Source organism: Leisingera sp. SA32, assembly GCF_056033425.1.
On the sequence record NZ_JBVYHB010000008.1, the window covers coordinates 90,633 to 115,111 of the forward strand.

Consider the following 24,479-nt stretch of genomic DNA (forward strand, 5'->3'; position numbering starts at 1 on the left):
GCTTGCGGCAGCTCAGCCGCTGCGGGCAAGCTGTTGGCGGAACTTTCGTGGCGGCACACCGGTGCCCTTGGCGAAAAAGCGGCTGAAGTGGGCCGGGTCGGAGAAGCCCAGCTCATAGCCGATCTGGGCGGCACTGAGAGTGGTGTAGATCAACAGCCGCCGCGCCTCGCGCAGGGTGCGGGCGCGGATCAGCGCCGAGGCGGGTTGGCCGGTGGCCTGATGGGCAAGGCGGTTCAGGTGGGTGGCAGAGACCGCCAGCTGTCGGGCGTAATCGGCCAGCGGCAACCGCTGGCGAAAGCTGTCCTCGACGAGGGCTTCGAATCGAGCAAACAGCGGGCTTGCCTGCTGTGCGCCGGTGCTCGGTTGTGCGGTGGCGATGGCGCGGGCCGCCAGCGCGGTTGTCGCCAGTGCCAGCCCCCGCAGCATCTGCGCCCGCCCGAAGTCGCGGCGGCGGTGTTCGGCATGGAGCTGCCGGGCCAGCGGTTCCATCGCCTCTGGCAGCGGCAACACCGCGGGCTGATCCAGCGGCGCCTGAACCCCCTGCGCGGCGGTTAAGCCCTGGTCCAGCAGGTCGGATGTCAGCGTCAGCACCCAGCCGTTGGTGTCATTGGCGAACCGGAACCCATGCACGGCCCCGCGTGGCACGTTGATCAGGCAGGGGGCGGTCAGAGGATGGGTGTTTGCGTCAATATCGGCACGGCCGCCACCGTGGGTCAGCAGCAGCAGCTGGTGCAGCCGGTCGTGGCGGTGTGGGGACAGATGCCAGTCGTGCAACGCAGAGCGGGCGCGGATCGTCTCCACATGCAGCTCATCTTCCAGTTCGGCGGTTTCGCCAAACAGGTGGTAGCTGCTGATGCTGGAGGTGGAGGGCATGTTCGAAATGTACAAGAACTGGCGCAGTTGGTCCATTCGCAATCCTGCAATCCAGGTGCATAATTTGCGTCAATGTATGCCCGGCACCACCGTTGCCGGGCCGGATGGGAGACGCACATGACCAGCCATCAGACCCAGATCGTCATCATTGGGGGCGGACCGTCGGGGCTGCTGCTGTCACAGCTGTTGCACCGCAAGGGGATCGCCTCGCTTGTGCTGGAGCGGCGCAGTCGGGCGCATGTGCTGGGCCGGATCCGCGCCGGGGTGCTGGAACAGGGCTTTGTGGCGCTGATGCGCGAGGCCGGCTGCGGTGCCCGCATGGACCGTGAAGGCGAGATCCACCACGGTTTCCATATCGCGCACCAGGGGCGGCTGGACCGGATTGACCTGGCGTCCGCAAGCGATGGCGCGGCGGTGATGGTCTATGGTCAGACCGAGGTGACCCGCGACCTATATGCGGCACGCGATGAGATGGGCGGGCAGGTGATCCATGGGGTGGAGGACGTGCGGCTGCACGGGCTGAAGGACGCCCGGCCACATGTCACCTGGCAGCAGGACGGCGCGGCGCATCGCGCTGACTGCGATTTTATCGTCGGGGCTGACGGGTTCCATGGGGTCAGCCGCAAATCCATCCCGGCCGATGTGCTGACGGAATATGAGAAGGTCTATCCCTTCGGCTGGCTTGGTGTCCTGTCGCAGACGCCACCGGTGTCGGAGGAGCTGATTTATGCCCGCCACCGGCGCGGCTTTGCCCTGTGTTCGCAGCGCAGTCGCGTGCTGAGCCGCTATTACATCCAGGTGCCGCTGAGCGACCGGGCCGAGGACTGGAGCGATGACGCCTTCTGGGCCGAACTGAAGCGCCGCCTGCCGGAGGAGGTGGCCGCTGGGCTGCAGACCGGGCCGTCGATCGAGAAATCCATCGCGCCGCTGCGCAGCTTTGTGGCGGAGCCGATGCGCTATGGCGCGTTGTTTCTGGCGGGGGACGCCGCCCATATCGTCCCGCCCACCGGGGCCAAGGGGCTGAACCTGGCGGCTTCAGATATTTATTATCTTTATCACGGTTTCCAGGACCACTACCTGAAGGGCGACATCACCGGGCTGGACAGCTATTCCGAAAAGGCGTTGGCGCGGGTCTGGAAGGCGGAGCGGTTCAGCTGGTGGATGACCAACCTGCTGCATAGCGCGCCGAACCGCGATGAAACCGACCTGCGGCTGCAGCAGGCGGATCTGGACTATCTGTTCTCTTCGCGGGCGGCACAGGCCTCGCTGGCGGAGAATTACGTGGGGCTGCCGTATTGACGTGAAAGCCGGCTGTAAGGGCGGCGCTCCCGCGCCTGCGCCCCGCATCGCAGATGCACGCCAAAGCCTTGGGCCGGGCACCGCGCTGGCGCGCGCTGCCCAACAGCGTGTGGAGAACCGGTGCGGAACGCACACGGCAGCGCGCATGGCGCGCTGCCGGGCCCAACGCGGCCCAAGGCGCGGCGTCAGCCGACCGCCCGGGCCGGGGCGGGAGCGCCCCAGGCCACGGTCAGTTTGCTGCGGCTGCCGCGGGGGGCTTCGGCCAGATCGACCAGCGCCGCGCCAAAGTCAGCGAAGGAAATCTGCGCGTTGCCGTCCTCATCCACCACCAGCGTGTCGGTTCCGAACCGGTAGCTGCCCGTGGCTGGACCGTCGATCAGCATCGCAGGTGGGCGCAGGCAGCTCCAGTCCGCGCCCGTGGAGGCGTCCAGCAGGGCGTCCTGCTCGGCGCAGGCCTCGGCAATCGGGCGAACGCTGTCAGGCAGGAAGCCCGGCGCCGACAGCACCGTATGGCCGCTGCCATCGGCCAGTTTCAGCGTCGCGGCACCGCCGGTGACCAAAACAGGAATGCCCGCCTGCTGCGCCGCCGCGAGTGCCGCACGGGTCAGCGCCACCAGATCGGTCTCGCGGCCCGCTGGCGGGCGCAACGCGCTGAGGATCAGATCGTGCCCCCGCGCCGCCGCCGCCGCGGACTGTGGATCAGCCAGCAGGTCCAGTGGATAAGGTGTGACCAGCGGGCTGATCGCCCCCAGTGCCTGCGGCCTGCGCGCCACCGCGGTGACCTGGTGTCCGCGTGCCACCGCCGCCCGCAGCGCCGCACCGCCGACATCGCCTGTGGCGCCAAGAATGAGGATCTTCATTGCGTGCTTCCTTTCAGTTATCTTGATGTCGAGATAGTAGTCTTAAATCTTGATGTCAAGATAAATCTCCAGGTGACTTCCCCCGGCGATATCCGTTCGATGCAACGGATGTCTTGGCAGGCGGCTGTCTGACCGCTAGGTCTGGACGTCAACGAGATCACGCCAGGGAGGCACCCCATGCAGATGACAGATCAGAAGGAAATCGCCGCCGATCCTGCCACGGTCTACGCCGCGCTTCTGGATCCGAAGGTCCTGAGAGCCTGCGTGCCCGGCGCGCAGGAGGTGAGCGGCACGCCCGATGAGGGCTTCGAGGCCAAGGTCACCCAAAAGGTCGGTCCGGTGAAAGCCACCTTTACGGGACAGGTCACCCTGTCCGACCTGGTGCCGGGAGAGCGGCTGACCATCACCGGCGAAGGCAAGGGCGGTGCAGCTGGCTTTGCCAAGGGGGGCGCCTTGGTGACACTGGCACCTTCGGACACAGGCACACTCTTGTCCTATGACGTCGAGGCCAAGGTGGGCGGCAAGCTGGCGCAGCTGGGCAGCCGCATCATCGACGGCTTTGCCAAGAAGATGGCGGACCAGTTCTTTGCCAACCTTCAGTCCCACCTGGCACCGGAGGGCGCGGCGGGCGCAGCCGATGATGCCGCCGAAACAGCACAGGATTCCGGCGCCGAGGGCGCGGAGAAGAAGAGCTGGTTCAACAAGGTCACGGGCCGCAGCTGACCCGCGCCGAACTCCGCATGGGCGCACAGGGCTATATGCGGGGCGAAGGGCTGGCAGATGCGGCACGGTCCCGCTAGGGTGGCCGGGATTTGAGCACATACCGGAGGCATCATGGCAGCCATCCTGTCCATCCGCGACCTGCGCAAGGTCTATGACGGCGGATTCGAGGCGCTGAAAGGCGTTTCTCTGGATATCGAAGAGGGTGAAATCCTGGCTCTGCTGGGTCCCAATGGCGCGGGCAAGACCACGCTGATTTCCACCATTTGCGGCATCACCACCGCGACCTCCGGCCATGTCAGCGTCGGCGGCCATGACAATGTCACCGCGTTTCGCGCAGCGCGGTCGCTGATCGGGCTGGTGCCGCAGGAAATCACCCTGGAACCCTTTGCCAAGGTGCTGGACACGGTAACCTTCTCGCGTGGTCTGTTTGGCAAACCGTCTGACCCGGCGCGGATAGAGGCGGTGCTGCGCAAGCTGTCGCTTTGGGATAAGCGCGAGGCCAAGATCATGGAGCTGTCGGGCGGCATGAAACGCCGGGTGCTGATCGCCAAGGCGTTGGCGCATGATCCGCGCATCCTGTTCCTGGACGAACCCACCGCGGGCGTCGATGTGGAGCTGCGCAAGGATATGTGGGAGATCGTCGCCGAGCTGAAAGCGGATGGTGTCACCATCATCCTGACCACCCATTACATCGAGGAGGCCGAGGCCATTGCCGATCGCGTCGGCGTCATCACCGGCGGTGAGCTGCTGCTGGTTGAGGCCAAGGAACAGCTGATGGCGCGGATGGGTCAGAAGCAGCTGGAGGTGCAGCTGACGGCGCCAGTCACGGCTATCCCCGAGTCGCTGTCGCCGCATGGGCTGGAGCTGGTGAATGGCGGCTGCGGGCTTCTGTACACCTATGACACGCGGGCCGAACGCACCGGTATCACCACGCTGTTGAACGACGTGGCCGAGGCCGGGCTGGTGCTGGCGGATGTGCAGACACGGGAATCCAGCCTCGAAGATATCTTTGTCGGCCTTGTTGCGCGCAATGGCGCTGGCAGCGGCGGCGGTGGCGCGGCGAATTCGGGAGATGCAGCATGAACTGGACGGCGGTTGCCACCATCTACAAGGCGGAAATGGCGCGGTTCTGGCGCACCTTCCTGCAAAGCTTCATCTCGCCGGTGCTGTCGACCTCGCTGTATTTCGTGGTTTTCGGCAGCGCCATCGGCAGCCGCATTCAGGAGGTCGACGGGGTCGAATACGGCGCCTTCATCGTGCCCGGTCTGATCATGCTGTCGGTGATCACCCAAAGCATTTCCAACGCGTCCTTCGGGATCTATTTTCCGAAATTCATCGGCAACATCTATGAGATCCTTTCGGCTCCGATCAACTTTCTCGAGGTGGTGGCGGGCTTTGTCGGCGCGGCGGCAACCAAGTCGCTGTTCATTGGGACGGTGATCCTATGTACGGCCTCGCTGTTTGTGGATCTGAACATCCAGCATCCCTTTGCGATGGTGGCCTTCTTGGTGCTGACCTGCCTCAGCTTTGCGCTGATGGGCTTCATTATCGGTATTTGGGCCGGCAATTTCGAGCAATTGCAGCTGGTGCCGCTGCTGGTGGTCACGCCGCTGGTGTTCTTGGGTGGCTCTTTCTATTCGATCTCGATGCTGCCGCCGGTGTGGCAAACCATCACCCTGTTCAACCCGGTGGTTTACCTGGTGTCGGGCTTTCGCTGGGCGTTCTTTGGCCAGGCAGACGTGCCGGTGTTGCTGAGCCTCTGCGCAATCGGCGGCTTTACGTTGGCCTGCGTGGGCGTCATTTGGTGGATCTTCAAGACCGGCTGGCGCATCCGCGCCTGAGCCCTGAGCCCTGAGCCCTGAGCCCTGAGCGCCGCGGGGGCTCCCGCCTGCGCCGAGGGCCTGGCGGCCGCCGTCGCAGTTGGGCCCGGCACGCTGCGCGTGCCACGCCGCGCTGATGCGCGGCGCCCGGCCCAACGGGAAGGCAGCCGCTTTGGCGGCTGACCTGACGGGCGGGAGCCTTCCCCTTGACCTCTCGCGCAGAAGTTCACAGGTCGCACGGCAGCGTTGCAATTTTACCCACGATCGTGTGGTTTTTGCATTTCACGGCAATTCCCCTTGCGGCGCATCTTGTTTCACCCCGGACGGGTCTCTACATCGGCGCCATGAGCATTCGCCTGCCTTTCCTGAACAAGCAGCCGCTGGTCGCCGTCGTGCGGCTGAATGGGGCCATCGGCATGACCGGCCGCGGCTCGCTCAGCGACACCGCGCTGGCGCCGGTACTGGAACGTGCCTTTCGCAAGGGCAAGCCTGCCGCGGTGGCGCTGGAGATCAATTCGCCCGGCGGCTCGCCGGTGCAAAGCTCGCTGATCGGTGCCCGCATCCGCAGTCTTGCCGCGGAGATGAAGATCCCGGTCTATGCCTTTGTCGAGGACGTTGCCGCCTCCGGCGGATACTGGCTGGCGGCGGCGGCGGATGAGATCTGGGCCGATGCCAGCTCCGTGGTGGGATCCGTCGGGGTGATCTCGGCCGGGTTTGGCGCCCATGTTCTGCTGGCCCGCCAGGGGGTGGAGCGGCGGGTCTATACCGCGGGCGAGAGCAAATCCATGCTGGATCCGTTCCGCCCGGAAAACCCCGAGGACGTCCAGCGCCTCAAGGTCATCCTCAACGACATCCACGCCAATTTCATCGACCATGTCACCACACGGCGCGGCCCCAAACTGGCGACAGATCAGGACTTGTTCTCCGGCGAGATCTGGTTGGCGCGTCGGGCCGCCGAGCTGGGGCTGATCGACGGTATCGGCCATTTGAAGCCTAAAATGCAGGAACGGTTCGGCAAGAAGGTCCGGTTCCGCCGCTATGGGATCAAGAAGCCGCTGCTCAGCCGCTTTGGCGTTCAGATTGCCCAGGACGCGCTGGCCGGGATCGAGGAGCGCGCCGAGTTCGCGCGTTTCGGGCTCTGACGTGCTGTTCAAGATCGTAGCAATCTTCCTGGCCGTGATGGCTGTGCTTGCAATGTTCGGCAAGCTGCGCTTTCCGGGCCAGAAACACATCAATTCAAGGCGCTGCCCGTCCTGTGGCCGTTTCAAGATCGGCAGGGGCACCTGCGCCTGCAAGAACGGAGGGTCTGGCACATGATGCCATGGCTGTATTCGGCCCTGGGGCTGGTGATTTTGCTGCTGGCTGGCGATGCGCTGGTGCGCGGCGCGGTGAACCTCAGCCTGCGGCTGGGCGTGCCTGCGCTGATCGTCAGCCTGACGATCGTGGCCTTCGGCACCTCGGCGCCGGAGCTGCTGATCGCCATCAAGGCGGTGAGCAACAATGCCGACGGCATCGCGCTGGGCAATGTGGTGGGGTCCAACACCGCCAACATCCTGTTGGTGCTGGGCATTCCGGCCTTGATGCGGGCGCTGCACACCAGCGAATGCAGCACGCGCAAGAACTATGTCTTCATGCTGCTGGCCTCGGTTCTGTTCATCGGCCTGGCCTTCTTTGGCACCTTTACCATCTGGTCCGGCCTGATCCTTCTGGCGGCGCTGTCGGTGGTGTTGGGTATCGCCTTTCGCGAGGCGCGCAACCACCGTCGCAATGGCAAGGCCGCACAGGCGGAGCTGGAGGAGATCGAGGAAGCCGACCCGGACATGCCGTATTGGCGGGTGGGGCTCTACTTGCTGCTTGGCCTCGTCGGTCTGCCACTGGGGGCGGATCTGCTGGTCGACAACGCCACCATCATCGCCCGCACCTATGGCATCAGCGAGACCGTGATCGGGCTGACTCTGGTGGCCGTCGGCACCTCGCTGCCGGAGCTGGCCACCACGGTGATGGCGGCCCTGCGGCGGCAGGCGGATGTGGCGCTGGGCAATGTGATCGGCTCTAACATGTTCAACCTTTTGGCCATTGTCGGTCTGGCCACGTTTATCGGGCCGATCTCGGTCGATCCGGAGTTCCTGCGCTTTGACCTGTGGGTCATGCTGGCATCCTCGCTGCTGCTGATTCCGTTCGTGTTCTTCAAGCAGGACATTACCCGCGCCTGGGGCATCGGCCTCACGGCGCTCTATCTGGCGTATCTTGCGGTGCTGCTCTAACGTCCGGAGCCAAAGGAGCAGTGGCACCCGGGTGCCGCTGACGCCAGTTTGCAACGGCACGAGGGAGACAGCGATGCGGGCATTGGTGACCGGAGCGGGCAGGCGGCTGGGCCGCGCCATGGCGCTGGAGCTCGCCCGCAGCGGACATGCGGTTGCCGTGCATTATGGTAGCTCGGCCGCGGCGGCGGCAGAGGTGGTGGCGGAAATCATCAGTCATGGTGGGCAGGCGGTCGCCTTGCAGGCCGACCTGCTGCAAGAGGCGCAGTGCCAGTCATTGCTGCCCCGCGCCGCTGAGGCGCTGGAAGGGCCGATCACCTGCCTGGTGAACAATGCCTCAGTGTTTGAACGTGACACGCTGGCCAGCGCCACCCGTGACAGCTGGGAGCGCCACATGGGCAGCAACCTGCGCGCGCCCTTCGTGCTGCTACAGGCGATGGCGGCGCAACAGGGCCTGCCGCAGCAGCGCGACCGCGACGCAGAGCCGCTGGCCTGGGGGCTGGCGGTCAACATGATTGACCAGCGGGTTCACAAGCTGACTCCGGACTTCATGTCTTACACGCTTGCCAAGTCAGCGCTGTGGACGCTGACCCGCACAGCCGCGCAGGCGCTGGCACCCTGGATCCGGGTTAATGCAATCGGACCGGGACCGACGTTGCGCGGTGCGCAGCAAAGTGCCGAGCAGTTTGAGCGCCAACGCGCGGCCACCATTCTCCAGCGTGGTGCGGCCGCCGAAGATGTTACAGCGGCGCTGTCCTATCTATTGCGTGCGCGGGCGGTAACCGGCCAGATGATCTGCCCCGACGGCGGCCAGCACCTGGCTTGGCGGACGCCCGACTGCGATGGCCTGGAGTAGCTCGACGGCCCCACAGGGCCGCAGTTGGACGGCGCAGCTGGGAAAGTTGTGCACCGCTCGGGGTGCCGTCACGGAAGCGTTACAAAATCCCCTTTGTTTTCATAACCTTGACAGGGGTGCCAGAAAGTTTCTTTTGTTATCAGCGGCTTGACATATTGCCCAATTTTTAGGCGTTTGCCCGGGATGTCGTTAAAATAGGAAGAAATGCCAGATAGCCCAAAGTTATCTCCGTAGTTATCCACAAGTTGCGTGGATTACCTCTCTCTTGAACCTGACTTGCAAACATTGCAGCCGCGGGCCGGGAATCATATGTCTTGGCGCATGACTGATCTGCCCACCGATACAGCCCAGGATTCGCCCGCCCCCCAGCCGCGCAGCGGCTATGCGGTGATCCAGGGCTACCTGAAAACCCTGGACGCTTCGCCGGGCGTCTACCGGATGCTGGATGCGGACAGCCGCGTGCTGTATGTGGGCAAGGCGCGCAACCTACGGGCGCGGGTGTCGAACTATGCCCGACCCGGCAACAGCCCCCGGATTGAGCGCATGATCGCGCTCACCACCTCGATGATGTTCCTGACCACGCGAACGGAAACCGAGGCGCTGCTGCTGGAGCAGAACCTGATCAAGCAGCTGAAGCCCAAGTACAACGTGCTTTTGCGCGATGACAAAAGCTTTCCCAATATCCTGGTGGCCAAGGATCATGATTTTCCGCAGCTGAAAAAGCACCGCGGTGCGCGTAAGCAGAAAGGCAGCTACTTTGGCCCCTTCGCCAGCGCGGGCGCGGTGAACCGGACGCTGAACCAGCTGCAAAAGGCGTTCCTTCTGCGCAACTGCTCGGATTCGATGTTCGAGAGCCGCACCCGGCCCTGTCTGCAATACCAGATCAAGCGCTGTTCGGCGCCCTGCACCGGACTGATCTCGGAAGTGGATTACGCGGCCAGCGTGCGCGATGCCGAACGGTTCCTGTCGGGCCGCTCCACCAAGATCCAGGAGGAACTGGCAGCGCAGATGATGGCAGCTTCTGAGGCGATGGAGTTCGAGCGCGCCGCGGCCCTGCGCGATCGCATCAAGGCCCTGACCCAGGTGCAGTCCAGCCAGGGCATTAACCCGCGCGGCGTCGCCGAGGCCGATGTGATCGGCCTGCATATGGAGGGCGGCCAGGCCTGCGTGCAGGTGTTCTTCATCCGCGCCAACCAGAACTGGGGCAACCAGGATTTCTACCCGCGGGTGGACGCTGATATCAGCCCGGCAGAGGTCATGGAGGCCTTCCTCGGCCAGTTCTATGGCAACAAGGAGCCGCCGCGGCAGCTGATCCTTTCCGACGCGATCGAAAATGCCGACCTGATGGAGGCGGCGCTGGAGGAGAAGGCGGGCCGCAAGGTGGAGCTGCTGGTGCCCCAGCGTGGCGAAAAGACCGAACTGGTGGCCTTTGCCGTGCGCAATGCCCGTGAAAGCCTAGCCCGCCGCATGGCCGAGAGCGCAACGCAAGCCAAGCTGCTGCGCGGGCTGGCCGAGGCCTTTGAACTGGACGGCCCTCCGCAGCGGATCGAAGTCTACGACAACTCCCACATTCAGGGCACCAATGCGGTGGGCGGCATGATCGTCATGGGCCCGGAGGGTTTCATGAAGAACGCCTACCGCAAGTTCAACATCCGCGGTGACGATCTGGTGCCAGGGGATGACTTCGGCATGATGAAAGAGGTTCTGAACCGGCGTTTCTCGCGCCTGCTGAAAGAAGACCCAGACCGCGACAAGGGGCTGTGGCCGGATCTTTTGCTGATCGACGGCGGCGCCGGGCAGGTCTCTGCGGTGGCCGAAATCATGGCAGAACACGGCGTGCAGGATATCCCGATGGTCGGCGTGGCCAAGGGCGTCGACCGCGATCACGGCAAGGAGGAATTCCACCGCCCCGGCCAACGCCCCTTTGCCCTGCAACGCAATGACCCGGTGCTGTATTTCGTCCAGAGGATGCGGGACGAGGCGCACCGCTTCGCGATCGGCACCCACCGCGCCAAGCGCGCCAAGGCGGTCAGCGCGACCCCGCTGGACGAGGTGCCGGGCGTCGGCGCGTCCCGCAAGCGGGCGCTCTTGGCGCATTTTGGCAGCGCCAAGGCGGTCAGCCGCGCCAACCTCGCGGACCTGAAGGCGGTCGAGGGCATCTCGGCCGCGCTGGCCGAGCGTATCTACGACCACTTCCACGCCAGCAGCTGAGATCCCGATGCTGAATGCCGCAGGACCCGGAGCTTCTTCTGGCGATAAATATCCCCGCCGGAGGCATTTGCCCCGCAAGGGGCGGATTTTTCTTCCCATCCGCTTTCCACTTTCTAATCAGCCGGATAATGTGCGCCTATGAAATGGACCCTGCCGAACATACTCACCCTGATGCGCCTGCTTGCGGCGCCCGGCCTTGCGGTGATGTTCCTCTACTTCTCGCGCCCTTACGCCGACTGGTTCGCGCTCTTGCTGTTCATCACGGCGGCGGTAACCGACTGGTTCGACGGCTACCTGGCGCGGGCCTGGAAGCAGGAAACCAAGATCGGCGCGATGCTGGACCCGATTGCAGACAAGGCGATGGTGGTGATCGCGCTGATGATCATCGTCGGGTATGCCGCCGAACACTGGACCCCCTGGCTGGTGCTGCCCGCAACCGTGATCCTGTTTCGCGAGGTTTTTGTCTCGGGCCTGCGCGAATACCTCGGCGACACCGCAGGGACGCTGAAGGTCACCAAACTGGCCAAGTGGAAGACCACCGCCCAGATGGTGGCCATCGCGACGCTGTTCTCGCAGGGCATTTTTGAGCACTACCTGGTGATGTCGTCCTTCGGCATGGACGATCACATCTACAGCCAAGTCATCGCCGGCGAGTTGGAGGACCTGTTCGGCCTGCGCTGGAAGGAGGCCGGGGTGTTCTGGACCGGGCGCATCGGTCTGTGGCTGCTGTGGATTGCCGCCGGGCTGACGATCATCACCGGTGCCGATTACCTGCGCAAGGCGATGCCGCATCTGAAGGAGGCGCATTGATGGACATCCTTTATTTCGCCTGGGTGCGCGAGCGCATCGGGGTTCCGCGCGAGCAGGTGGATAGTTCGGCCGCAACGGTGGCCGACCTGGTGGCCGAACTCAGCGCCCGCGAGGCGCGTTATGCCGCTGCCTTTGCCGATCAGTCGGCGCTGCGTGTGGCGCTGGACCAGGAGTTGTCGGATTTCGATGCGCCGCTCAAAGGCGTGCGTGAGGTGGCGTTCTTTCCGCCGATGACGGGCGGCTGACGCGATGCGGATTGCGGTTCAGGAGGCTCCGTTTGAGCTGGGGTCGGAAAGCGATGCCTTTGCTGCGGGCGTGCCGGGCGCAGGCGCGGTGGTGACCTTCACCGGCGTGGTGCGCGATGCCGATCAGGGTGGCCTTGTGGCGATGGAGATCGAGCACTACCCCGGCATGACCGAAAAGGCGCTGACCGCCATCGCCGAGGACGCCATGCGCCGCTGGTCGCTGGTGGATGCGCTGGTGATCCATCGTCACGGACGTCTGGCGCCGGGAGAGCGGATCATGATGGTTGCCACCGCCGCGCGTCACCGCAACGATGCTTTTGAGGCGGCACAATACCTGATGGACTACCTCAAATCCCGCGCGCCCTTCTGGAAGAAGGAAATCCTGTCCGGGGGCGGCGCCGACTGGGTCGAAGCCAAAGACGCCGACGAGGCCGCGCTGAAGCGCTGGTAAGTCGCCGGCCAGGGCGGCCGCTCCCGCCAGTTGATCGATCATCAAAGATGATCTCCGCCTGTTGGGCCCGGCGCCGCGCTGCGCGCGGCGTCTATGTCCGATTGCTTCTGTTGAGCAGGGGCGAGAAGGCTCGGACGGACCGCGTCGCTCATTCGGACTCAATACGACACGAACAATCGAGTGCTGGATCGGGTGCCGTTCAGCGCAGAGCACATCAGGGCCAGGTTGCCTCGGGAGGCCTGCGGTGCCCCTGACCCGGGTTGGTGCGTTGCGACACGCTGGGGTCTCAATTCTGCCCGCGCCGTGCGTCAGCACGGCGCCCGGTCCAAGGCTGCTCACCCTGTGCTGGCAGGGCCAGCGCGGGGTGCAGGCGCGGGAGAGCCCGGTCTGCGATAGCGCTACTGCGGCAGTTGGGCGCGCAGCTCTTCGGCCTCGCGGCGGGCCTCACGCAGACCGTCCATGGCGGCGCGCAGCTCTGCCTCCGTCTGGGTCAGCTGGTTGGTCAGCTCGGCCTCGCGCTGTTGCAGGTAGGTGATCGCCTGGTCGCGGGTCTCTTCAGCCTCGTGCAGTTCCTGACTCATCCGGTCCAGATCCGCCACGTCGCTTTGTCGCACCCGCGTAAAGCGATGCACCAGCCAGTTGGCAAACCAGCCGAGCGCAAAGGCGACGAACAGGATGATCGCGGTGGTGATGATGAACTCTGTTCTGTTCATTACTCTGAGGTCTCCTGTGCGTCTTCGCTTGTGCCGCTGTCCGCACCGTCAGCAGCATCCGAACCGGTCTCCGCATCCTTCGCCGCATCCTGCGCGCCTGCAGGTTCGATCAATCTGAATTCGATGCGACGGTTGGCCTCGCGGCCCTCTTCGGTGCCATTATCGGCAATCGGGGTGCTTTCGCCATAGCCCTTGGCCGTGAAGGTCGAGGTGACGATGCGCCGCGCGCGCAGCTCATTCAGCACCGATTGTGCCCGCGCCTGGCTGAGGCTCTGGTTCATCGATTCGCGGCCCTGGCTGTCGGTGTGCCCCTGAATTTCCAGCCGCACCGGGCCGCAGCGGGCCAGGACCTCTGCGATCTTGTCCATCGTGTTTGCACTGTCCGAGGCAATGGTGGCCGAGCCGGGTTCAAAGGTGATCTTGGTCTCGCTTTGGGCGCTGGCGAGCTGGGCCTCGCAGAGTTCCGGCGGAATCGGCTGGTCCTTGGGCGCCGGTGGCTCTTCGTAGGTGATGTCGAGCCCGTAGGTTTCCGCCTCGCCCAGCTTGGCCGAGAGGAACCGGGCGATCTCCGCCGGGGCATCCTTGCGATAGCTCATGCCGCGCAGTTCCAGGTTCTCCGGTGTTACGGTGACCGCACCACGCTGCAGGTAGGACAGCGCCTCGATCCCGGCCAGCACCCGCACCGGCCAGTCGGCGGGCAGATCCGCCACCACCCGCGCTGCGCTGTGCACATTTCCAGAGCCGAAGCGCGCCTTGGCATAGCTGTCGGCAACCTCGCGCAGGGCGGCGTCGGACAGGCGGCCGCGCAGCTGCACCTGGCCCTCGGGGCTGAGGGTGGCGGTGAATTCGGGCACCCCGTCCGCATCCTGCGCTTCGGGAACCGGCAAAACCGCATGCAACGCAAAGACGCGGGGCAGGGCGCTTTCCAGCTCCCCCACCACATGGTCGAACCGGGCGTTGGGGGTGCCCTCGGCGGCGGCCAGGGTGATGTCGGCATTGGCGATGGTGACCGACCCCGCGCCCAGTTCCGCGAGAGCGGCAATGCTCAACTCCGCGGCGCGGGCCCAGTTGGGCGAGGGCACGCCCATGCCGATCACGCAATCGGCGCTGCCGGTCAGACCTGCCTTTCGCGCCGCGGCCAGGATGCGATCGCGGCTGGCTTCGCTCTCGGCAGAACAGGCATTGAAGCTGGCACCCTCTTCGTCGAGCAGAAACCGCAGGGTGAAAGGGGTGATGACGGGGCGCGGCGCTGCGATGTCCAGGGCCAGCCGCAGACCGGCCGGCGCCTTGCGCCCCAGCTGCTCTTCCAGCCGCGCCTTGGCTTCTTCGCTGCCAGAGATTGCGGTGATCGACACTTCGCCCGCCGCGACTGAGATCTTGGCCCGCGGCAACAGCTTCAGGGCCTCCACCGCGTAGTCCATCGCCTGGGTCCAGCCCTCGGGGGTGTCGTATTTGGCAACCTCCAGCAGGTCGGCAACACTGTCCGCGCCCGCCAGCTCCACCAGTTCTTCGACCAACGTGCTGCGGCCGGAGCCCGCCGGGATCAACCCGATGATCGAGATGCCGCCATCATTGCGCAAAATCTCTGCCGAGAACCGCGGCGGTGCCAGGCCATCTGCGGGCGGCACCTCCATCCCGTCGAGGATGCGGGCGGCATCCACCACCGTGCCGACCGTGGATTTCACCGAGAACCGTGTGGCCTCATCCGGGGCCGTGCCCTCAAGCAGCACCCGAAGCCCGTCCGCCGTGACCTCGGCCCAGGTGTATCCGCGCGCGTCCAGCGCCCGCCGCACCTCGGTTTCAGTGCCGCGCTCGACCGCGGTCACCGCAAATCCGGCGGCAACGAGGCTCAGCCCCGCAGCAGACACAAAGGCAAGGGCCGGGATGAACAGCTTAGACAGGCGCATATGGCAATAGCTTTCCAGTTTGCGTTGAACGCTCATACCGCGCGGGCGGCTGGGGTTCAATCATGCGAACATGGCGATGGTGAAGAAGATAAGCGGAATCAGGCCGGTATCTCGGTTGAGCCGGAACAGTTGCAGCAGCCGTGGGTTGTTCTCGGCATCGAAAATGCGCAGCTGCCAGGTCATGTGCCAGCCCATTGCCCACGGGCCCGCCAGCGCCAGCACCAACGCCAGTACAGAGGCGCGGTCCTGCATCGCAAGGATCACGGCCAGCGCCATCAGGCAGACAAAGGCGGTGATGAAGCGGCGCAACCACTTGGGGGTGTCGGTGCCAAACAGCCGGGCGGTGGATTTCACACCGATCAGCGCGTCATCTTCGGTGTCCTGATGGGCGTAGATGGTGTCGTAGAACAGCGTCCAGGCGATCCCCGCCAGATAAAGCAGCACCGGCGGCCAGCCCAGCGTGCCCGTGTGCGCCACCCAGGCCAGCATCGCCCCCCAGTTGAACGCCAGCCCCAGAAAGATCTGCGGCCACCAGGTGAAGCGCTTGGCAAAAGGGTAGACTGCCACCGGCAGCAGCGACAGGATCCCCATCGCAATGGCCGCCTGGTTGAAGGTCAGGAGGATCATCAGGCCCGCCAGACATTGCAGCCCCATCCACGCCAGCGCGCCCCTGACCGTGACCTGGCCCGCCGGGATCGGGCGCGAGCGCGTGCGCTCGACCTTGTCGTCGATGTCGCGGTCGGTGATGTCGTTCCAGGTGCAACCCGCGCCGCGCATCAGCCAGGCGCCGGCCGCGCAGCCGACGGCGATCCACAGATCCTGCCAGCGCGGGCTCTGATCCGCCAGCATGGCCAGCGCCAGCCCCCACCAGCAAGGGATCAGCAGCAGCCAGGTGCCAATCGGCCGGTCGGCGCGGCTCAGCCGCAGATAGGGGCGGATGTTCTGGGGCGCATATCGGTCCACCCAGTTTCCCTTGACGGCATCCGCGACCTGACCCTCTGGTACTGGCTCTTGCCCTTGCATATGTAGGATCCCATGAGTGCAAAAATCAGACTGTATGTAGATCAGCCGCTGGGGGCAGGGCAAACGGTTCCTTTGGACCGGGATCAGGCGCATTACCTGTTCGGCGTGATGCGGCAGGCGGTGGGGGCGCATGTGGCGCTGTTCAACGGCCGCGACGGCGAATGGCTGGCCGAGGTGGTCGAAGCAGGCAAGCGCGGCGGTGCGCTGCTTTGCCGCGCGCAGAGCAAGCCGTTGCAGCTGCCCCCCGATCTGTGGCTGCTGTTTGCCCCGATCAAGAAGGCGCGCACGGATTTCATCGTCGAGAAGGCGGCGGAGATGGGCGCGGCCCGTATCCTGCCGGTGCAGACTGATTTCACCAATTCCGAGCGCATCCGCCAGGACCGCTTGCAGGCCCACGCCGTCGAGGCCGCCGAGCAATGCGGCGGCACCTATGTGCCCGAAGTGGCGGAGTTGCAGAAGCTTTCGCGTCTGCTGGACGATTGGCCCCACGATCGGCACCTGATGTTCTGCGACGAGGCGGAGGTGGGCAACGCGCTGGACTTGGCTGCCGAGGAGCGCAAAGGCGCGCCCTGGGCCATCCTGATCGGCCCCGAGGGTGGCTTTTCCGAGGCCGAACGCAAGCGCCTGCACAGTCATCCGCAATCCCATGTGGTCAGCCTCGGCCCTCGCATCCTGCGCGCTGACACCGCAGCGGTGGCGGCCCTGACCCTGTGGCAACGGGCGCTGGGGGACTGGTGATGGCAGGGCTGTTGCGCTTGCCGCGGATTTCGGTGCCAAAAGCTGCCGAGCGTCAAATGACGCGGGTGCAGCGGCAGGCGTTGCTGAAATGGCCGTTTGGCGGCATCACGCTGGAGAGCACGCTGAAAACCTCCAGGGAGGCGTCCGTTTTTCGTGGCCACCGCGGATTGGAGCCGGTGGTCGTAAAGAAGTTTTGGGACAGGGGCACGCGCCGCCAGTTTGTGGGCGAAACCGTTCATGCCTTGTCGCGCTTTGACGGGCTGCGCCGACACGCGAAATATTCGGTAAACAAGTACTTTGCCAGCTCCGGCAATCTGGGCCTGGTGGTGGTGAGTTTCGAACCCGGCACGCCGGTTGACCAGCTGCTCAGGCAACCCGCTGCAAACCGGTCCGACGTGATCCGGCGCTGCTGCGCCTGGCACGACTGGGCCGGACAGGGCGACGTCGCTGCAACCGCGCTCCCGGCAGACCGGTTCGCCGCCGAGATTGACGCGGTTCTGGCCGCTTCAATGGATCATCCAGATGCGCCGCTTGTGGCCGAACTGGGCGACGCGTTGCTCCGGATGCTGGCAGAATTCGGGGAACGTCCCGCCCTCAGAGGGCCGGGCCACCCGGATTTCGCGCCACGCAACCTGATCTTACGGCCAGACGGCGGTGTCGCCGCGATAGACATCCATCGCAACGGAACCTTCTTCAGGTCCCGACAAGCCGCCATTTTTCTGGTGTCCAAGGACTTCCAGAGCCAAAATCTGGATGGCGATCTGATCTACGGTCTGGATGAGGGCGAGATGCGCGAGTTCCTGGCCCGCAACACTGCGCCAGAAGAGGAGGCGGAGAGCTTTCTGGTCTTCTTCATTGGTCTGACGTTTCTTCGAATGTATTCCAAGAAAACGAAACGCCTGCGGCGCGTGCGGATGAGACGGGCGAGGATCCAAGCGTACCTCAGGGATTTGCATCAGGGCAGGAGGATCGTGCCGTGAGTTTCATTCGACCCGAGGCCCGCACCGCATTGTGGAAATGGCGCGAAGTCATTGGCGCCGCGCTGATGACCCTTCTGGGCTTGAAATGGGCCTTCACCTCCTTTGGCTTCACCGCCATCACTGGCTGGGCGTTGGTCGCCACCGGACTGGTTACCGCCGTCATCGGGGCACAGCGGATGCGCTTCCGGCGCGGCACTGGCGGGCCGGGCGTGGTGCAGGTGGACGAGGGACAGATTGCCTATTTCGGGCCGCTGACAGGCGGGGCGGTGGCCGCATCCGAACTGGAGCGGCTGGCGCTGGACAAATCCGCCCGGCCACCGCATTGGCTGCTGGAACAGCCCGGGCAGCCGCCGCTGGCGATCCCGGTCAATGCCGAAGGCTCCGAGGCGCTGTTTGACGTCTTTGCCGCGCTGCCTGGCCTGCGGACCGAGCGGATGCTGACCGAATTGCGCAAAGGCGGCCCTCACCAGGTCGTGATCTGGGAGCGGATCCCCAGTCGGCCCGAACATCAGCGGCTGCATTGACACCGGCGGCGATTCCGACCACCACTGACCCTTCATGACAGACCTAACAGGACGGAGTGCCAGGCATGTCCATTCCCCAGTCCGGCGGCGGGCCGATCGAACGCCACGACCAGCTTGCCGAATATCTTGCCGCGGGCTGCAAGCCCAAGGATGCCTGGCGCATTGGCACCGAGCATGAGAAATTCGGCTACTGCAAAGACACGCTGAAACCGCTGCCCTACAGCGGCGAACGCTCGATCCAGGCGGTACTGGAAGGGCTGCGTGACGCACATGGCTGGGATCCGCTGATCGAGGGCGGCAATCTGATCGGCCTGACCAAGGGCGGCGCCAACATCAGCCTGGAACCGGGTGGCCAGCTGGAACTCTCCGGCGCGCCGCTGGAAACCATCCATGAGACCTGCGATGAGGTGAACGCCCACTTGCGCGATGTGAAAGACATTGCCGACAAGATCGGCGTTGGCTTCATCGGACTGGGCGCGGCCCCGATCTGGCGGCACGAGGACATGCCCTTGATGCCCAAGGGCCGCTACAAGCTGATGGACAGCTACATGCAAAAGGTCGGCACCATGGGCACCACCATGATGCGCCGCACCTGTACCGTGCAGGTGAACCTCGATTTCGAGAGCGAGGCCGACATGGTGCAGAAGATGCGCGTGGCACTGGCCTTGCAGCCCGTGGCCAATGCGCTGTTTGCCAATTCTCCTTTTCTGGACGGCAGGCCCAATGGCATGAAATCCACCCGCGGGCTGGTCTGGCGACACCTAGACGATGCCCGCACCGGCATGCTGCCCTTCGTCTTCGACGAAGGTTTTGGCTTTGAGGCCTGGGTGCAGTACGCGCTGGATGTGCCGATGTATTTTGTCTACCGCAATGGTGAATACATCAACGCGCTGGGCATGTCGTTCCGCGACTTCCTCAAGGGGGAGCTGCCGGCCCTGCCGGGCGAGACCCCGACCCTGTCCGACTGGGCTGATCACCTGACCACTGTGTTCCCCGAAGCACGGGTCAAGAAGTTCATCGAGATGCGCGGCGCAGACGGCGGCCCCTGGCGGCGGCTCTGTGCGCTGCCGGCCTTCTGGGTGGGCCTGACCTATGACCAGTCGGCGCTGGACGCGGCTTGGGATCTGGTCAAGGGCTGGGACGCCGAAACCCGCGAGGAACTGCGTGCGGCGGCATCCGAACAGGGCTTGCAGGCGCAGGTGGGCAGCATCAACATGCATGAGCTGGCCCGCGAAGTGGTGGCGATTTCCGACAGCGGCCTCAAGGCCCGCGCCCGCCCCGGTGCTGGCGGTCTGGTGCCGGATGAAACCCATTTCCTCAACGCTCTGAAGGACAGCCTGGAGAGTGGCAAGGTGCCAGCGGATGAACTGCTGGAGCGCTACAACGGTGCTTGGGGCGAAGACCTCAGCCAGATTTACAGCGAGTTTGCCTATTGATGGCGGGGCTTGCCTGACTGGAAGCTTGCAAGGGGCTGCGTCTGAGGCGCAGCCCTTTTGGGTTGCAGTATCGGTCGCCGAGTACCAAAAAATGACCGGCGGCGGGTCGCCCCGCCACCGGCTGCGTCTTGGGTGAGTGGTGGTTTGGCTTACTTTTGCAGCGCTGCCGGTTCTACGTCAGCAATGTCGTCCCATTTGGCGTCCGCGCTTTCAATGAAACCCGGAATGTCGCCTTCCCAGCGGGTTTGAATGTCCTTGGCCAGGTTCAGATAAAGTTTGTCGTCAACGATTTTCCACAGGGTCGGGTCCCCGTCGAATTTGAAGCCCATCGCCGCGCCAAATGCGCAGTAGCCGCCATAGGCAGGCAGGTAGGCTTCGGGATTCTTTTCAAATGCGGCTTTGTTTTCCTCAGAGGCAAAACGATACTGCGCGTCATCATGGGTTGCAGTGATTTTCCAGTTGCCGGGGGTGGGTTCGCCGACGGTGAAATAGGCAACGGGGTCATAGCCCTGCATGGCCAACCCGGTGGAGGAGGCGTTGATTTCCACACCCGCCGCCAGCGCCGAGGTTGCCAGAGTGACCGACAGGGCCACGCCGCTGATCAGTGCCTTAACTTTGTTCATTGTTCCGTCCTTTATCAATGCCCGGCGGGGATCTGAAAATGCTCTCCCTGGCCGGTGTCTCTTTGCGAAAGTTGCGTGTGCACCGCGCAGTGCTGCGGGGTACGGAACCGAATTGGGGGTTTGTGCGTTCACGTTCAAAACAACTCAATTTGAGTGTTTGGTGACGACGGGCCAACTGTGCAATTTCGCGCACACGCGGGCGTGACAGCCGGTAATGACAGCGCCCTTCTGTCGGTGTCAGACTGGCGGCACGACAGGGAGGGCGGAATGACGAAACTTCTCTACGCGCGACGGTCGGTTCTGGCCGGGCTGTTGGCGCTGGGCGCGATGATCGCCACGTCGGCAGCCGCGCAGAGCATCGCGGGCAGCTACCGCGCCGAGGGACGCAACCCCGACGGCAGCGCCTATGTCGGCACCGTGCAGATCAGCGAACATGGCAGCACTGTGGAAATGCGCTGGCAGATCGGCGCGCGGTTCCTGTTGTGGCTGTGCGAGGCGCGGCATGTCGTAACGTTTGGTCGCTATTTCTGGCCGATCTTTGGTTCGGTGCGGGTGCGCAGGCGGCCAATGTTGGCGCTATGGCGCACGAAGACCACCATCGCCAGCAGCAGCGCCAGCAGCGCGGTCGACGGATGGCCCAGCGACACCGCCCAAACCGGGGCCAAAGCCGCCGCAACCAGCGCGCTGAGCGACGAGATCCGGCTGAGTACAGCCGTCGCCAGCCAGCTCAGACAGCAGGCCACACCTACCGGCCAGGCAAGCGCCAGCATCAGGCCGAGGAAGGTCGCCACCCCCTTGCCGCCCTTGAAACCCAACCAGATCGGGAAACAATGGCCGAGGAAGGCCGCAAGACCTGCCAGCTGTGCCGCGTCCTCTCCAGCCAGCGCCCGCGCGATCAGCACCGCGGCGGCCCCCTTGCCGCCGTCCAGCAGCAGCGTCAGTGCCGCGGCGGGTTTGCTGCCAGTGCGCAGCACGTTAGTGGTGCCGATGTTGCCGGATCCGATCTCGCGCAGGTTGCCCAGGCCGAACACCCGCGTGACCACCACGCCAAAGGGCACCGAGCCCAGCCCATAGCCGATCACGGCCCACAGCAGCAGCGTGGCGGCAGTACTTTCGATAACGGGCATCAGTCTCTCCGGTAGACGGTTTCACCCGCCACAAATGTTGCCTCGACCCGGCCCTGCAGGCGCTGGCCGTCAAAGGGGGTGTTCTGCGATTTGGAGCGCAGCTTGAACCGGTCCAGCACGAAAGGCACATCGGCATCGAACAGCACCAGATCGGCAGGCGCGCCGACGCTCAGTCGGCCGCTGTCCAGCCCCAGCCGTTTTGCCGGGTTCAGCGCCATAGCGCGGAACAGAGTGGGCAGGTCCAGCAGATCCGCGTGATACAGCCGCAGCGCCGCGGGCAGCAGCGTCTCCAGCGCCACGGCACCCGCGGCGGCCTCTTCAAACGGCAGGCGCTTGCTTTCCTCGTCCTGCGGCGTGTGCATTGAGGATATGGTGTCGATCAGCCCCGTGCGGACGGCGTCAACCACCGCCAGCCGGTCGTCTTCGGACCGCAGCGGCGGCTTCACCTTGAAGAAGCTGCGATAGCCCGCCACGTCCAGCTCGTTCAGCGTCAGATGGTGGATCGAGGTGCCGGCGGTGATGTCCAGCCCGTTGGCCTTGGCACGTTCCAGCGCGGGCAGGGCGCGGGCGGTGGTGATCTGGTCAGCATGATAGCGCGCGCCGGTCATTTCCAGCAGCGCGATGTCGCGGTCGAGCCCCATGCGCTCCGCCATCGGCGATACCGACGGCAGGCCGTAGAGTGCTGCGAACTTGCCGCTGGTGGCGGCAGCACCGCGGCTCAGGCCGGGGTCTTGCGGATGGGCGATCACCAGCGCGCCGCAGCTGCGGGCATAGGCCAGCGCGCGTTGAAACACCTTGGTGCTGGAAATCACATGGTCGCAGTCGGAAAACGCCACTGCACCGGCATCCATCAGGAAGCCGATCTCGGTCATCTCGCGCCCCTCGCGCCCCTTTGTCAGCGCCGCCATTGGCAGCACGTTCACCGGCGTGTCCGCCTGCGCGCGGCGGGTGACAAACTCCAGCGTTTCCGGGCTGTCGATTGCGGGCGTGGTGTCGGGCCGGGTGACGATGGTGGTGACCCCGCCCGCCGCTGCCGCCAGACCCGCGGATTTATAGCTTTCCTTGTGGCGTTCGCCCGGCTCGCAGACCTTGACGCCGATGTCGACGATCCCCGGTGCCAGGCATTTGCCGCCGCAGTCCTGCACGGCCACGTCCTCGACGCGAAGATCCCGCGCCGCCAGCAGCGCCGCCCCCTCCGTCGCGGTCTCGACCGCGGCAATGCGACCGTTTTGCACCAGCAACGCCCCCCGCGTGTCGCTGCCACCTTCCGGATCGATCAGGCGGGCATTGGTAAATAGAGTGGTCATGTGCTTACCTTGATTGAAGAAACGAAAGCGCTGCGCGCCATTACGCCAGCAGCGCCCAGACCAACAGGACTATCAGCAGCATCCCCACCGCAAACAAAACCGCCCCGATGCGCTGCGCCTTGGCGCGCGCGTGCTTCGGCGGCATCCGCGAGGCGGAGAAGGGCTTCGCGCTCTCGGCGCTCATCGGCGCGGCGCGCCAGTCGGTCGGGCGCTCCTGATAGGTGGCGAGGAGGGTGATCTGGCTGGCGGGGGTCAGCCGCGCCGCCTCGCCCCGAAAGGCGGGCGAGCGGATCAGCAACACGTGCCCTTCCAGCCCCTCCAGCATTTCGCGGTCTGCCTCTAGCTGTTCGAGCGGCACACCCAGACCCTCACGCAAGTAGCCGGTCAGACCGATGTCCTCAAGGTCGCTGACCGGGAAGATCTCCACCTGTTCCATGTCGATGTCCGCGACCCCCAGCACCTGCGCCAGCGCGTCGGAGTCTTTCAGAAACGCGGCTTGTTCGGGCCGCATGTCCAGCGCAAACAGCCGCACCACGCCGCGTTCGCCGGCCGGAATTTGGAGCCTGTTGGTCATCGCGTCACCCCGCCTTTGCTTGTCTTTCCAAACGCAGATTGCGTGCCAAAAGATCCATTGCCGCCATTCGCACCGCGACGCCCATCTCCACCTGCTCCTGGATGACCGAGCGGTTGATGTCATCCGCCAGGGTGCCGTCGATCTCCACGCCGCGGTTCATCGGGCCGGGGTGCATGACGATGGCGTCGGGCTTGGCCAGCGCCAGCTTTTCGGCATCCAGCCCGTAGCGGTGGTAATATTCGCGCTCCGACGGGATGAAGCCACCGTCCATCCGTTCCTTTTGCAGTCGCAGCATCATGACCACGTCGACGTCCTTCAGCCCTTCGCGCATGTCGTCATAAACCTCGGCGCCGAACGCGGCGAACTGGGCCGGCACCAGCGTCGGCGGGCCGATCAGGCGGATGCGGTTTTCCATCTTGCCCAGCAGGATCAGGTTTGACCGCGCGACGCGGCTGTGCGCAATGTCGCCGCAGATGGCGATGTTCAGACGGTGCAGCCGCCCCTTGGAGCGGCGGATGGTCAGCGCGTCCAGCAGCGCCTGGGTCGGATGCTCATGCTTGCCGTCGCCCGCGTTCAGCACCGCGCAGTTCACCTTCTGTGCGAGGAGATCCACCGCGCCGGAATGCGGATGCCGCACCACCAGCAGGTCCGGGTGCATGGCGTTCAGCGTCATCGCGGTGTCGATCAGCGTTTCGCCCTTTTTGATCGAGGACGCCTGCATCGCCATGTTCATCACATCCGCGCCCAACCGCTTGCCCGCCAGTTCGAAACTGGCCTGGGTGCGGGTGGAGTTCTCAAAGAACATGTTGATCTGGGTGAGGCCTGCCAGCACGTCGGAATGTTTCTCCGGACGGCGGTTCAGCGCCACATAGTCATCGGCCAGATCGAGGATCGCGGTGATCTCATGCGGTTTCAGCGGCTCGATGCCAAGCAGGTGGCGGTGTTCGAAGGACATGGGGGGCGGCTCCGCTTGATTTAGCGGCAGTTATAGGCGGGGCAGGTGCCTGCGGCAAGACGCTGCGGCGGTTTGCCAGTGTCGCCCGGGCGAGGGGTCGGCCCCTCGCGCTCCCCGGCGTATTTTTTGAAAGATGAAGGGCTTTTATCTTCCGCGCAGCGGC

25 protein-coding genes are annotated in these 24,479 nt (G+C 64.8%); 15 read left to right on the forward strand and 10 right to left on the reverse strand.

The window, feature by feature from the left end:
- Window positions 1-12: 12 nt before the first annotated feature.
- The gene (locus tag AC0IPL_RS13095) at window positions 13-909 is read right to left on the reverse strand and encodes a helix-turn-helix domain-containing protein (protein WP_474274962.1); all 897 of its coding nucleotides are present in this window, start codon (window positions 907-909) and stop codon (window positions 13-15) included.
- 81 nt (window positions 910-990) lie between these two features.
- Between AC0IPL_RS13095 and pobA the strand changes: the two genes are divergently transcribed.
- Window positions 991-2,172, forward strand: a complete 1,182-nt coding sequence (pobA, locus tag AC0IPL_RS13100; RefSeq protein WP_474274963.1) for a 4-hydroxybenzoate 3-monooxygenase — start codon at window positions 991-993, stop codon at window positions 2,170-2,172.
- A 185-nt stretch (window positions 2,173-2,357) separates the two neighbouring features.
- Here the strand turns inward: pobA and AC0IPL_RS13105 are convergent, their stop codons facing one another.
- Window positions 2,358-3,032 carry an NAD(P)-dependent oxidoreductase gene (locus AC0IPL_RS13105; RefSeq protein ID WP_474274964.1) on the reverse strand — a complete coding sequence of 225 codons (675 nt, stop codon included), beginning with the start codon at window positions 3,030-3,032 and terminating at the stop codon, window positions 2,358-2,360.
- Window positions 3,033-3,209: 177 nt separating this feature from the next.
- Between AC0IPL_RS13105 and AC0IPL_RS13110 the strand changes: the two genes are divergently transcribed.
- The 10 genes from AC0IPL_RS13110 to AC0IPL_RS13155 all read left to right on the forward strand — a co-directional run bounded on the left by AC0IPL_RS13110 (window position 3,210) and on the right by AC0IPL_RS13155 (window position 12,409).
- A complete protein-coding gene (locus tag AC0IPL_RS13110; RefSeq protein ID WP_474274965.1) occupies window positions 3,210-3,755 on the forward strand; it encodes a CoxG family protein in 546 nt (181 codons plus the stop codon).
- A 111-nt stretch (window positions 3,756-3,866) separates the two neighbouring features.
- The gene (locus AC0IPL_RS13115; protein ID WP_474274966.1) at window positions 3,867-4,838 is read left to right on the forward strand and encodes an ABC transporter ATP-binding protein; all 972 of its coding nucleotides are present in this window, start codon (window positions 3,867-3,869) and stop codon (window positions 4,836-4,838) included.
- A complete protein-coding gene (locus AC0IPL_RS13120) occupies window positions 4,835-5,596 on the forward strand; it encodes an ABC transporter permease (protein ID WP_474274967.1) in 762 nt (253 codons plus the stop codon). The genes AC0IPL_RS13115 and AC0IPL_RS13120 overlap by 4 nt, the downstream gene beginning before the upstream one ends.
- Window positions 5,597-5,919: 323 nt before the next feature.
- Window positions 5,920-6,717, forward strand: a complete 798-nt coding sequence (locus tag AC0IPL_RS13125) for a S49 family peptidase (protein WP_474274968.1) — start codon at window positions 5,920-5,922, stop codon at window positions 6,715-6,717.
- Window positions 6,718-6,888: 171 nt separating this feature from the next.
- The gene (locus AC0IPL_RS13130; protein WP_474274969.1) at window positions 6,889-7,839 is read left to right on the forward strand and encodes a calcium/sodium antiporter; all 951 of its coding nucleotides are present in this window, start codon (window positions 6,889-6,891) and stop codon (window positions 7,837-7,839) included.
- A 73-nt stretch (window positions 7,840-7,912) separates the two neighbouring features.
- On the forward strand, window positions 7,913-8,692 hold the full coding sequence (locus AC0IPL_RS13135; RefSeq protein WP_474274970.1) for an SDR family oxidoreductase: 780 nt from the start codon (window positions 7,913-7,915) through the stop codon (window positions 8,690-8,692).
- 321 nt (window positions 8,693-9,013) lie between these two features.
- Entirely contained in the window at window positions 9,014-10,903 is a 1,890-nt protein-coding gene (uvrC, locus tag AC0IPL_RS13140; protein WP_474274971.1) for an excinuclease ABC subunit UvrC, read from the forward strand.
- 138 nt (window positions 10,904-11,041) lie between these two features.
- The gene (gene pgsA, locus AC0IPL_RS13145; RefSeq protein WP_474274972.1) at window positions 11,042-11,713 is read left to right on the forward strand and encodes a CDP-diacylglycerol--glycerol-3-phosphate 3-phosphatidyltransferase; all 672 of its coding nucleotides are present in this window, start codon (window positions 11,042-11,044) and stop codon (window positions 11,711-11,713) included.
- Window positions 11,713-11,958, forward strand: coding sequence for a molybdopterin converting factor subunit 1 (gene moaD, locus AC0IPL_RS13150; protein ID WP_474274973.1), 246 nt, complete (start codon window positions 11,713-11,715; stop codon window positions 11,956-11,958). The genes pgsA and moaD overlap by 1 nt, the downstream gene beginning before the upstream one ends.
- 4 nt (window positions 11,959-11,962) lie before the next feature.
- On the forward strand, window positions 11,963-12,409 hold the full coding sequence (locus tag AC0IPL_RS13155) for a molybdenum cofactor biosynthesis protein MoaE (protein ID WP_474274974.1): 447 nt from the start codon (window positions 11,963-11,965) through the stop codon (window positions 12,407-12,409).
- Between the two features lie 398 nt (window positions 12,410-12,807).
- Here the strand turns inward: AC0IPL_RS13155 and AC0IPL_RS13160 are convergent, their stop codons facing one another.
- Genes AC0IPL_RS13160 through ubiA form a run of 3 tightly spaced genes read right to left on the reverse strand, consistent with a single transcriptional unit; the run spans window position 12,808 to window position 16,052 of the window.
- Window positions 12,808-13,122, reverse strand: a complete 315-nt coding sequence (locus AC0IPL_RS13160) for a hypothetical protein (RefSeq protein WP_222456363.1) — start codon at window positions 13,120-13,122, stop codon at window positions 12,808-12,810.
- Window positions 13,122-15,029 carry an OmpA family protein gene (locus tag AC0IPL_RS13165; protein ID WP_474275053.1) on the reverse strand — a complete coding sequence of 636 codons (1,908 nt, stop codon included), beginning with the start codon at window positions 15,027-15,029 and terminating at the stop codon, window positions 13,122-13,124. The genes AC0IPL_RS13160 and AC0IPL_RS13165 overlap by 1 nt, the downstream gene beginning before the upstream one ends.
- A gap of 60 nt (window positions 15,030-15,089) precedes the next feature.
- Window positions 15,090-16,052 (reverse strand): 4-hydroxybenzoate octaprenyltransferase, encoded by a 963-nt coding sequence (ubiA, locus tag AC0IPL_RS13170; protein WP_474274975.1) that lies wholly within the window; start codon window positions 16,050-16,052, stop codon window positions 15,090-15,092.
- Between the two features lie 12 nt (window positions 16,053-16,064).
- Here ubiA and AC0IPL_RS13175 point away from each other — a divergent pair, with 12 nt between their 5' ends.
- The 4 genes from AC0IPL_RS13175 (at window position 16,065) to AC0IPL_RS13190 (ending at window position 19,730) form a co-directional block, all read left to right on the forward strand.
- Window positions 16,065-16,790: a 16S rRNA (uracil(1498)-N(3))-methyltransferase gene (locus tag AC0IPL_RS13175; RefSeq protein WP_474274976.1), complete on the forward strand. Its 726-nt coding sequence runs from the start codon at window positions 16,065-16,067 to the stop codon at window positions 16,788-16,790.
- A complete protein-coding gene (locus AC0IPL_RS13180) occupies window positions 16,790-17,770 on the forward strand; it encodes a hypothetical protein (protein WP_474274977.1) in 981 nt (326 codons plus the stop codon). The genes AC0IPL_RS13175 and AC0IPL_RS13180 overlap by 1 nt, the downstream gene beginning before the upstream one ends.
- Window positions 17,767-18,294, forward strand: coding sequence for a hypothetical protein (locus AC0IPL_RS13185; RefSeq protein ID WP_474274978.1), 528 nt, complete (start codon window positions 17,767-17,769; stop codon window positions 18,292-18,294). The genes AC0IPL_RS13180 and AC0IPL_RS13185 overlap by 4 nt, the downstream gene beginning before the upstream one ends.
- Window positions 18,295-18,359: 65 nt before the next feature.
- Entirely contained in the window at window positions 18,360-19,730 is a 1,371-nt protein-coding gene (locus tag AC0IPL_RS13190; protein WP_474274979.1) for a glutamate--cysteine ligase, read from the forward strand.
- A 149-nt stretch (window positions 19,731-19,879) separates the two neighbouring features.
- Here AC0IPL_RS13190 and AC0IPL_RS13195 read toward each other — a convergent pair whose 3' ends face one another.
- The 5 genes from AC0IPL_RS13195 to AC0IPL_RS13215 all read right to left on the reverse strand — a co-directional run bounded on the left by AC0IPL_RS13195 (window position 19,880) and on the right by AC0IPL_RS13215 (window position 24,316).
- The gene (locus AC0IPL_RS13195; protein WP_474274980.1) at window positions 19,880-20,353 is read right to left on the reverse strand and encodes a YHS domain-containing (seleno)protein; all 474 of its coding nucleotides are present in this window, start codon (window positions 20,351-20,353) and stop codon (window positions 19,880-19,882) included.
- A 521-nt stretch (window positions 20,354-20,874) separates the two neighbouring features.
- The gene (plsY, locus tag AC0IPL_RS13200; protein WP_474274981.1) at window positions 20,875-21,480 is read right to left on the reverse strand and encodes a glycerol-3-phosphate 1-O-acyltransferase PlsY; all 606 of its coding nucleotides are present in this window, start codon (window positions 21,478-21,480) and stop codon (window positions 20,875-20,877) included.
- Complete coding sequence (gene pyrC / locus AC0IPL_RS13205) at window positions 21,480-22,787, reverse strand: dihydroorotase (protein WP_474274982.1); 1,308 nt, start codon at window positions 22,785-22,787, stop codon at window positions 21,480-21,482. Before pyrC ends, plsY begins: the two co-directional genes overlap by 1 nt.
- Window positions 22,788-22,827: 40 nt before the next feature.
- On the reverse strand, window positions 22,828-23,361 hold the full coding sequence (locus AC0IPL_RS13210; RefSeq protein ID WP_474274983.1) for a hypothetical protein: 534 nt from the start codon (window positions 23,359-23,361) through the stop codon (window positions 22,828-22,830).
- 4 nt (window positions 23,362-23,365) lie between these two features.
- Window positions 23,366-24,316, reverse strand: coding sequence for an aspartate carbamoyltransferase catalytic subunit (locus tag AC0IPL_RS13215; RefSeq protein ID WP_474274984.1), 951 nt, complete (start codon window positions 24,314-24,316; stop codon window positions 23,366-23,368).
- Window positions 24,317-24,479: the final 163 nt, after the last annotated feature.

Excerpts from the sequence above, each read along its gene's own strand:
- AC0IPL_RS13095 (WP_474274962.1), bottom strand. The coding sequence starts at position 909 with ATGGACCAACTGCGCCAGTTCTTGTACATTTCGAACATGCCCTCCACC.
- pobA (WP_474274963.1), top strand. The coding sequence starts at position 991 with ATGACCAGCCATCAGACCCAGATCGTCATCATTGGGGGCGGACCGTCG.
- AC0IPL_RS13105 (WP_474274964.1), bottom strand. The coding sequence starts at position 3,032 with ATGAAGATCCTCATTCTTGGCGCCACAGGCGATGTCGGCGGTGCGGCG.
- AC0IPL_RS13110 (WP_474274965.1), top strand. The coding sequence starts at position 3,210 with ATGCAGATGACAGATCAGAAGGAAATCGCCGCCGATCCTGCCACGGTC.
- AC0IPL_RS13115 (WP_474274966.1), top strand. The coding sequence starts at position 3,867 with ATGGCAGCCATCCTGTCCATCCGCGACCTGCGCAAGGTCTATGACGGC.
- AC0IPL_RS13120 (WP_474274967.1), top strand. The coding sequence starts at position 4,835 with ATGAACTGGACGGCGGTTGCCACCATCTACAAGGCGGAAATGGCGCGG.
- AC0IPL_RS13125 (WP_474274968.1), top strand. The coding sequence starts at position 5,920 with ATGAGCATTCGCCTGCCTTTCCTGAACAAGCAGCCGCTGGTCGCCGTC.
- AC0IPL_RS13130 (WP_474274969.1), top strand. The coding sequence starts at position 6,889 with ATGATGCCATGGCTGTATTCGGCCCTGGGGCTGGTGATTTTGCTGCTG.
- AC0IPL_RS13135 (WP_474274970.1), top strand. The coding sequence starts at position 7,913 with ATGCGGGCATTGGTGACCGGAGCGGGCAGGCGGCTGGGCCGCGCCATG.
- uvrC (WP_474274971.1), top strand. The coding sequence starts at position 9,014 with ATGACTGATCTGCCCACCGATACAGCCCAGGATTCGCCCGCCCCCCAG.
- pgsA (WP_474274972.1), top strand. The coding sequence starts at position 11,042 with ATGAAATGGACCCTGCCGAACATACTCACCCTGATGCGCCTGCTTGCG.
- moaD (WP_474274973.1), top strand. The coding sequence starts at position 11,713 with ATGGACATCCTTTATTTCGCCTGGGTGCGCGAGCGCATCGGGGTTCCG.
- AC0IPL_RS13155 (WP_474274974.1), top strand. The coding sequence starts at position 11,963 with ATGCGGATTGCGGTTCAGGAGGCTCCGTTTGAGCTGGGGTCGGAAAGC.
- AC0IPL_RS13160 (WP_222456363.1), bottom strand. The coding sequence starts at position 13,122 with ATGAACAGAACAGAGTTCATCATCACCACCGCGATCATCCTGTTCGTC.
- AC0IPL_RS13165 (WP_474275053.1), bottom strand. The coding sequence starts at position 15,029 with ATGCGCCTGTCTAAGCTGTTCATCCCGGCCCTTGCCTTTGTGTCTGCT.
- ubiA (WP_474274975.1), bottom strand. The coding sequence starts at position 16,052 with ATGCAAGGGCAAGAGCCAGTACCAGAGGGTCAGGTCGCGGATGCCGTC.
- AC0IPL_RS13175 (WP_474274976.1), top strand. The coding sequence starts at position 16,065 with ATGAGTGCAAAAATCAGACTGTATGTAGATCAGCCGCTGGGGGCAGGG.
- AC0IPL_RS13180 (WP_474274977.1), top strand. The coding sequence starts at position 16,790 with ATGGCAGGGCTGTTGCGCTTGCCGCGGATTTCGGTGCCAAAAGCTGCC.
- AC0IPL_RS13190 (WP_474274979.1), top strand. The coding sequence starts at position 18,360 with ATGTCCATTCCCCAGTCCGGCGGCGGGCCGATCGAACGCCACGACCAG.
- AC0IPL_RS13195 (WP_474274980.1), bottom strand. The coding sequence starts at position 20,353 with ATGAACAAAGTTAAGGCACTGATCAGCGGCGTGGCCCTGTCGGTCACT.
- plsY (WP_474274981.1), bottom strand. The coding sequence starts at position 21,480 with ATGCCCGTTATCGAAAGTACTGCCGCCACGCTGCTGCTGTGGGCCGTG.
- pyrC (WP_474274982.1), bottom strand. The coding sequence starts at position 22,787 with ATGACCACTCTATTTACCAATGCCCGCCTGATCGATCCGGAAGGTGGC.
- AC0IPL_RS13210 (WP_474274983.1), bottom strand. The coding sequence starts at position 23,361 with ATGACCAACAGGCTCCAAATTCCGGCCGGCGAACGCGGCGTGGTGCGG.
- AC0IPL_RS13215 (WP_474274984.1), bottom strand. The coding sequence starts at position 24,316 with ATGTCCTTCGAACACCGCCACCTGCTTGGCATCGAGCCGCTGAAACCG.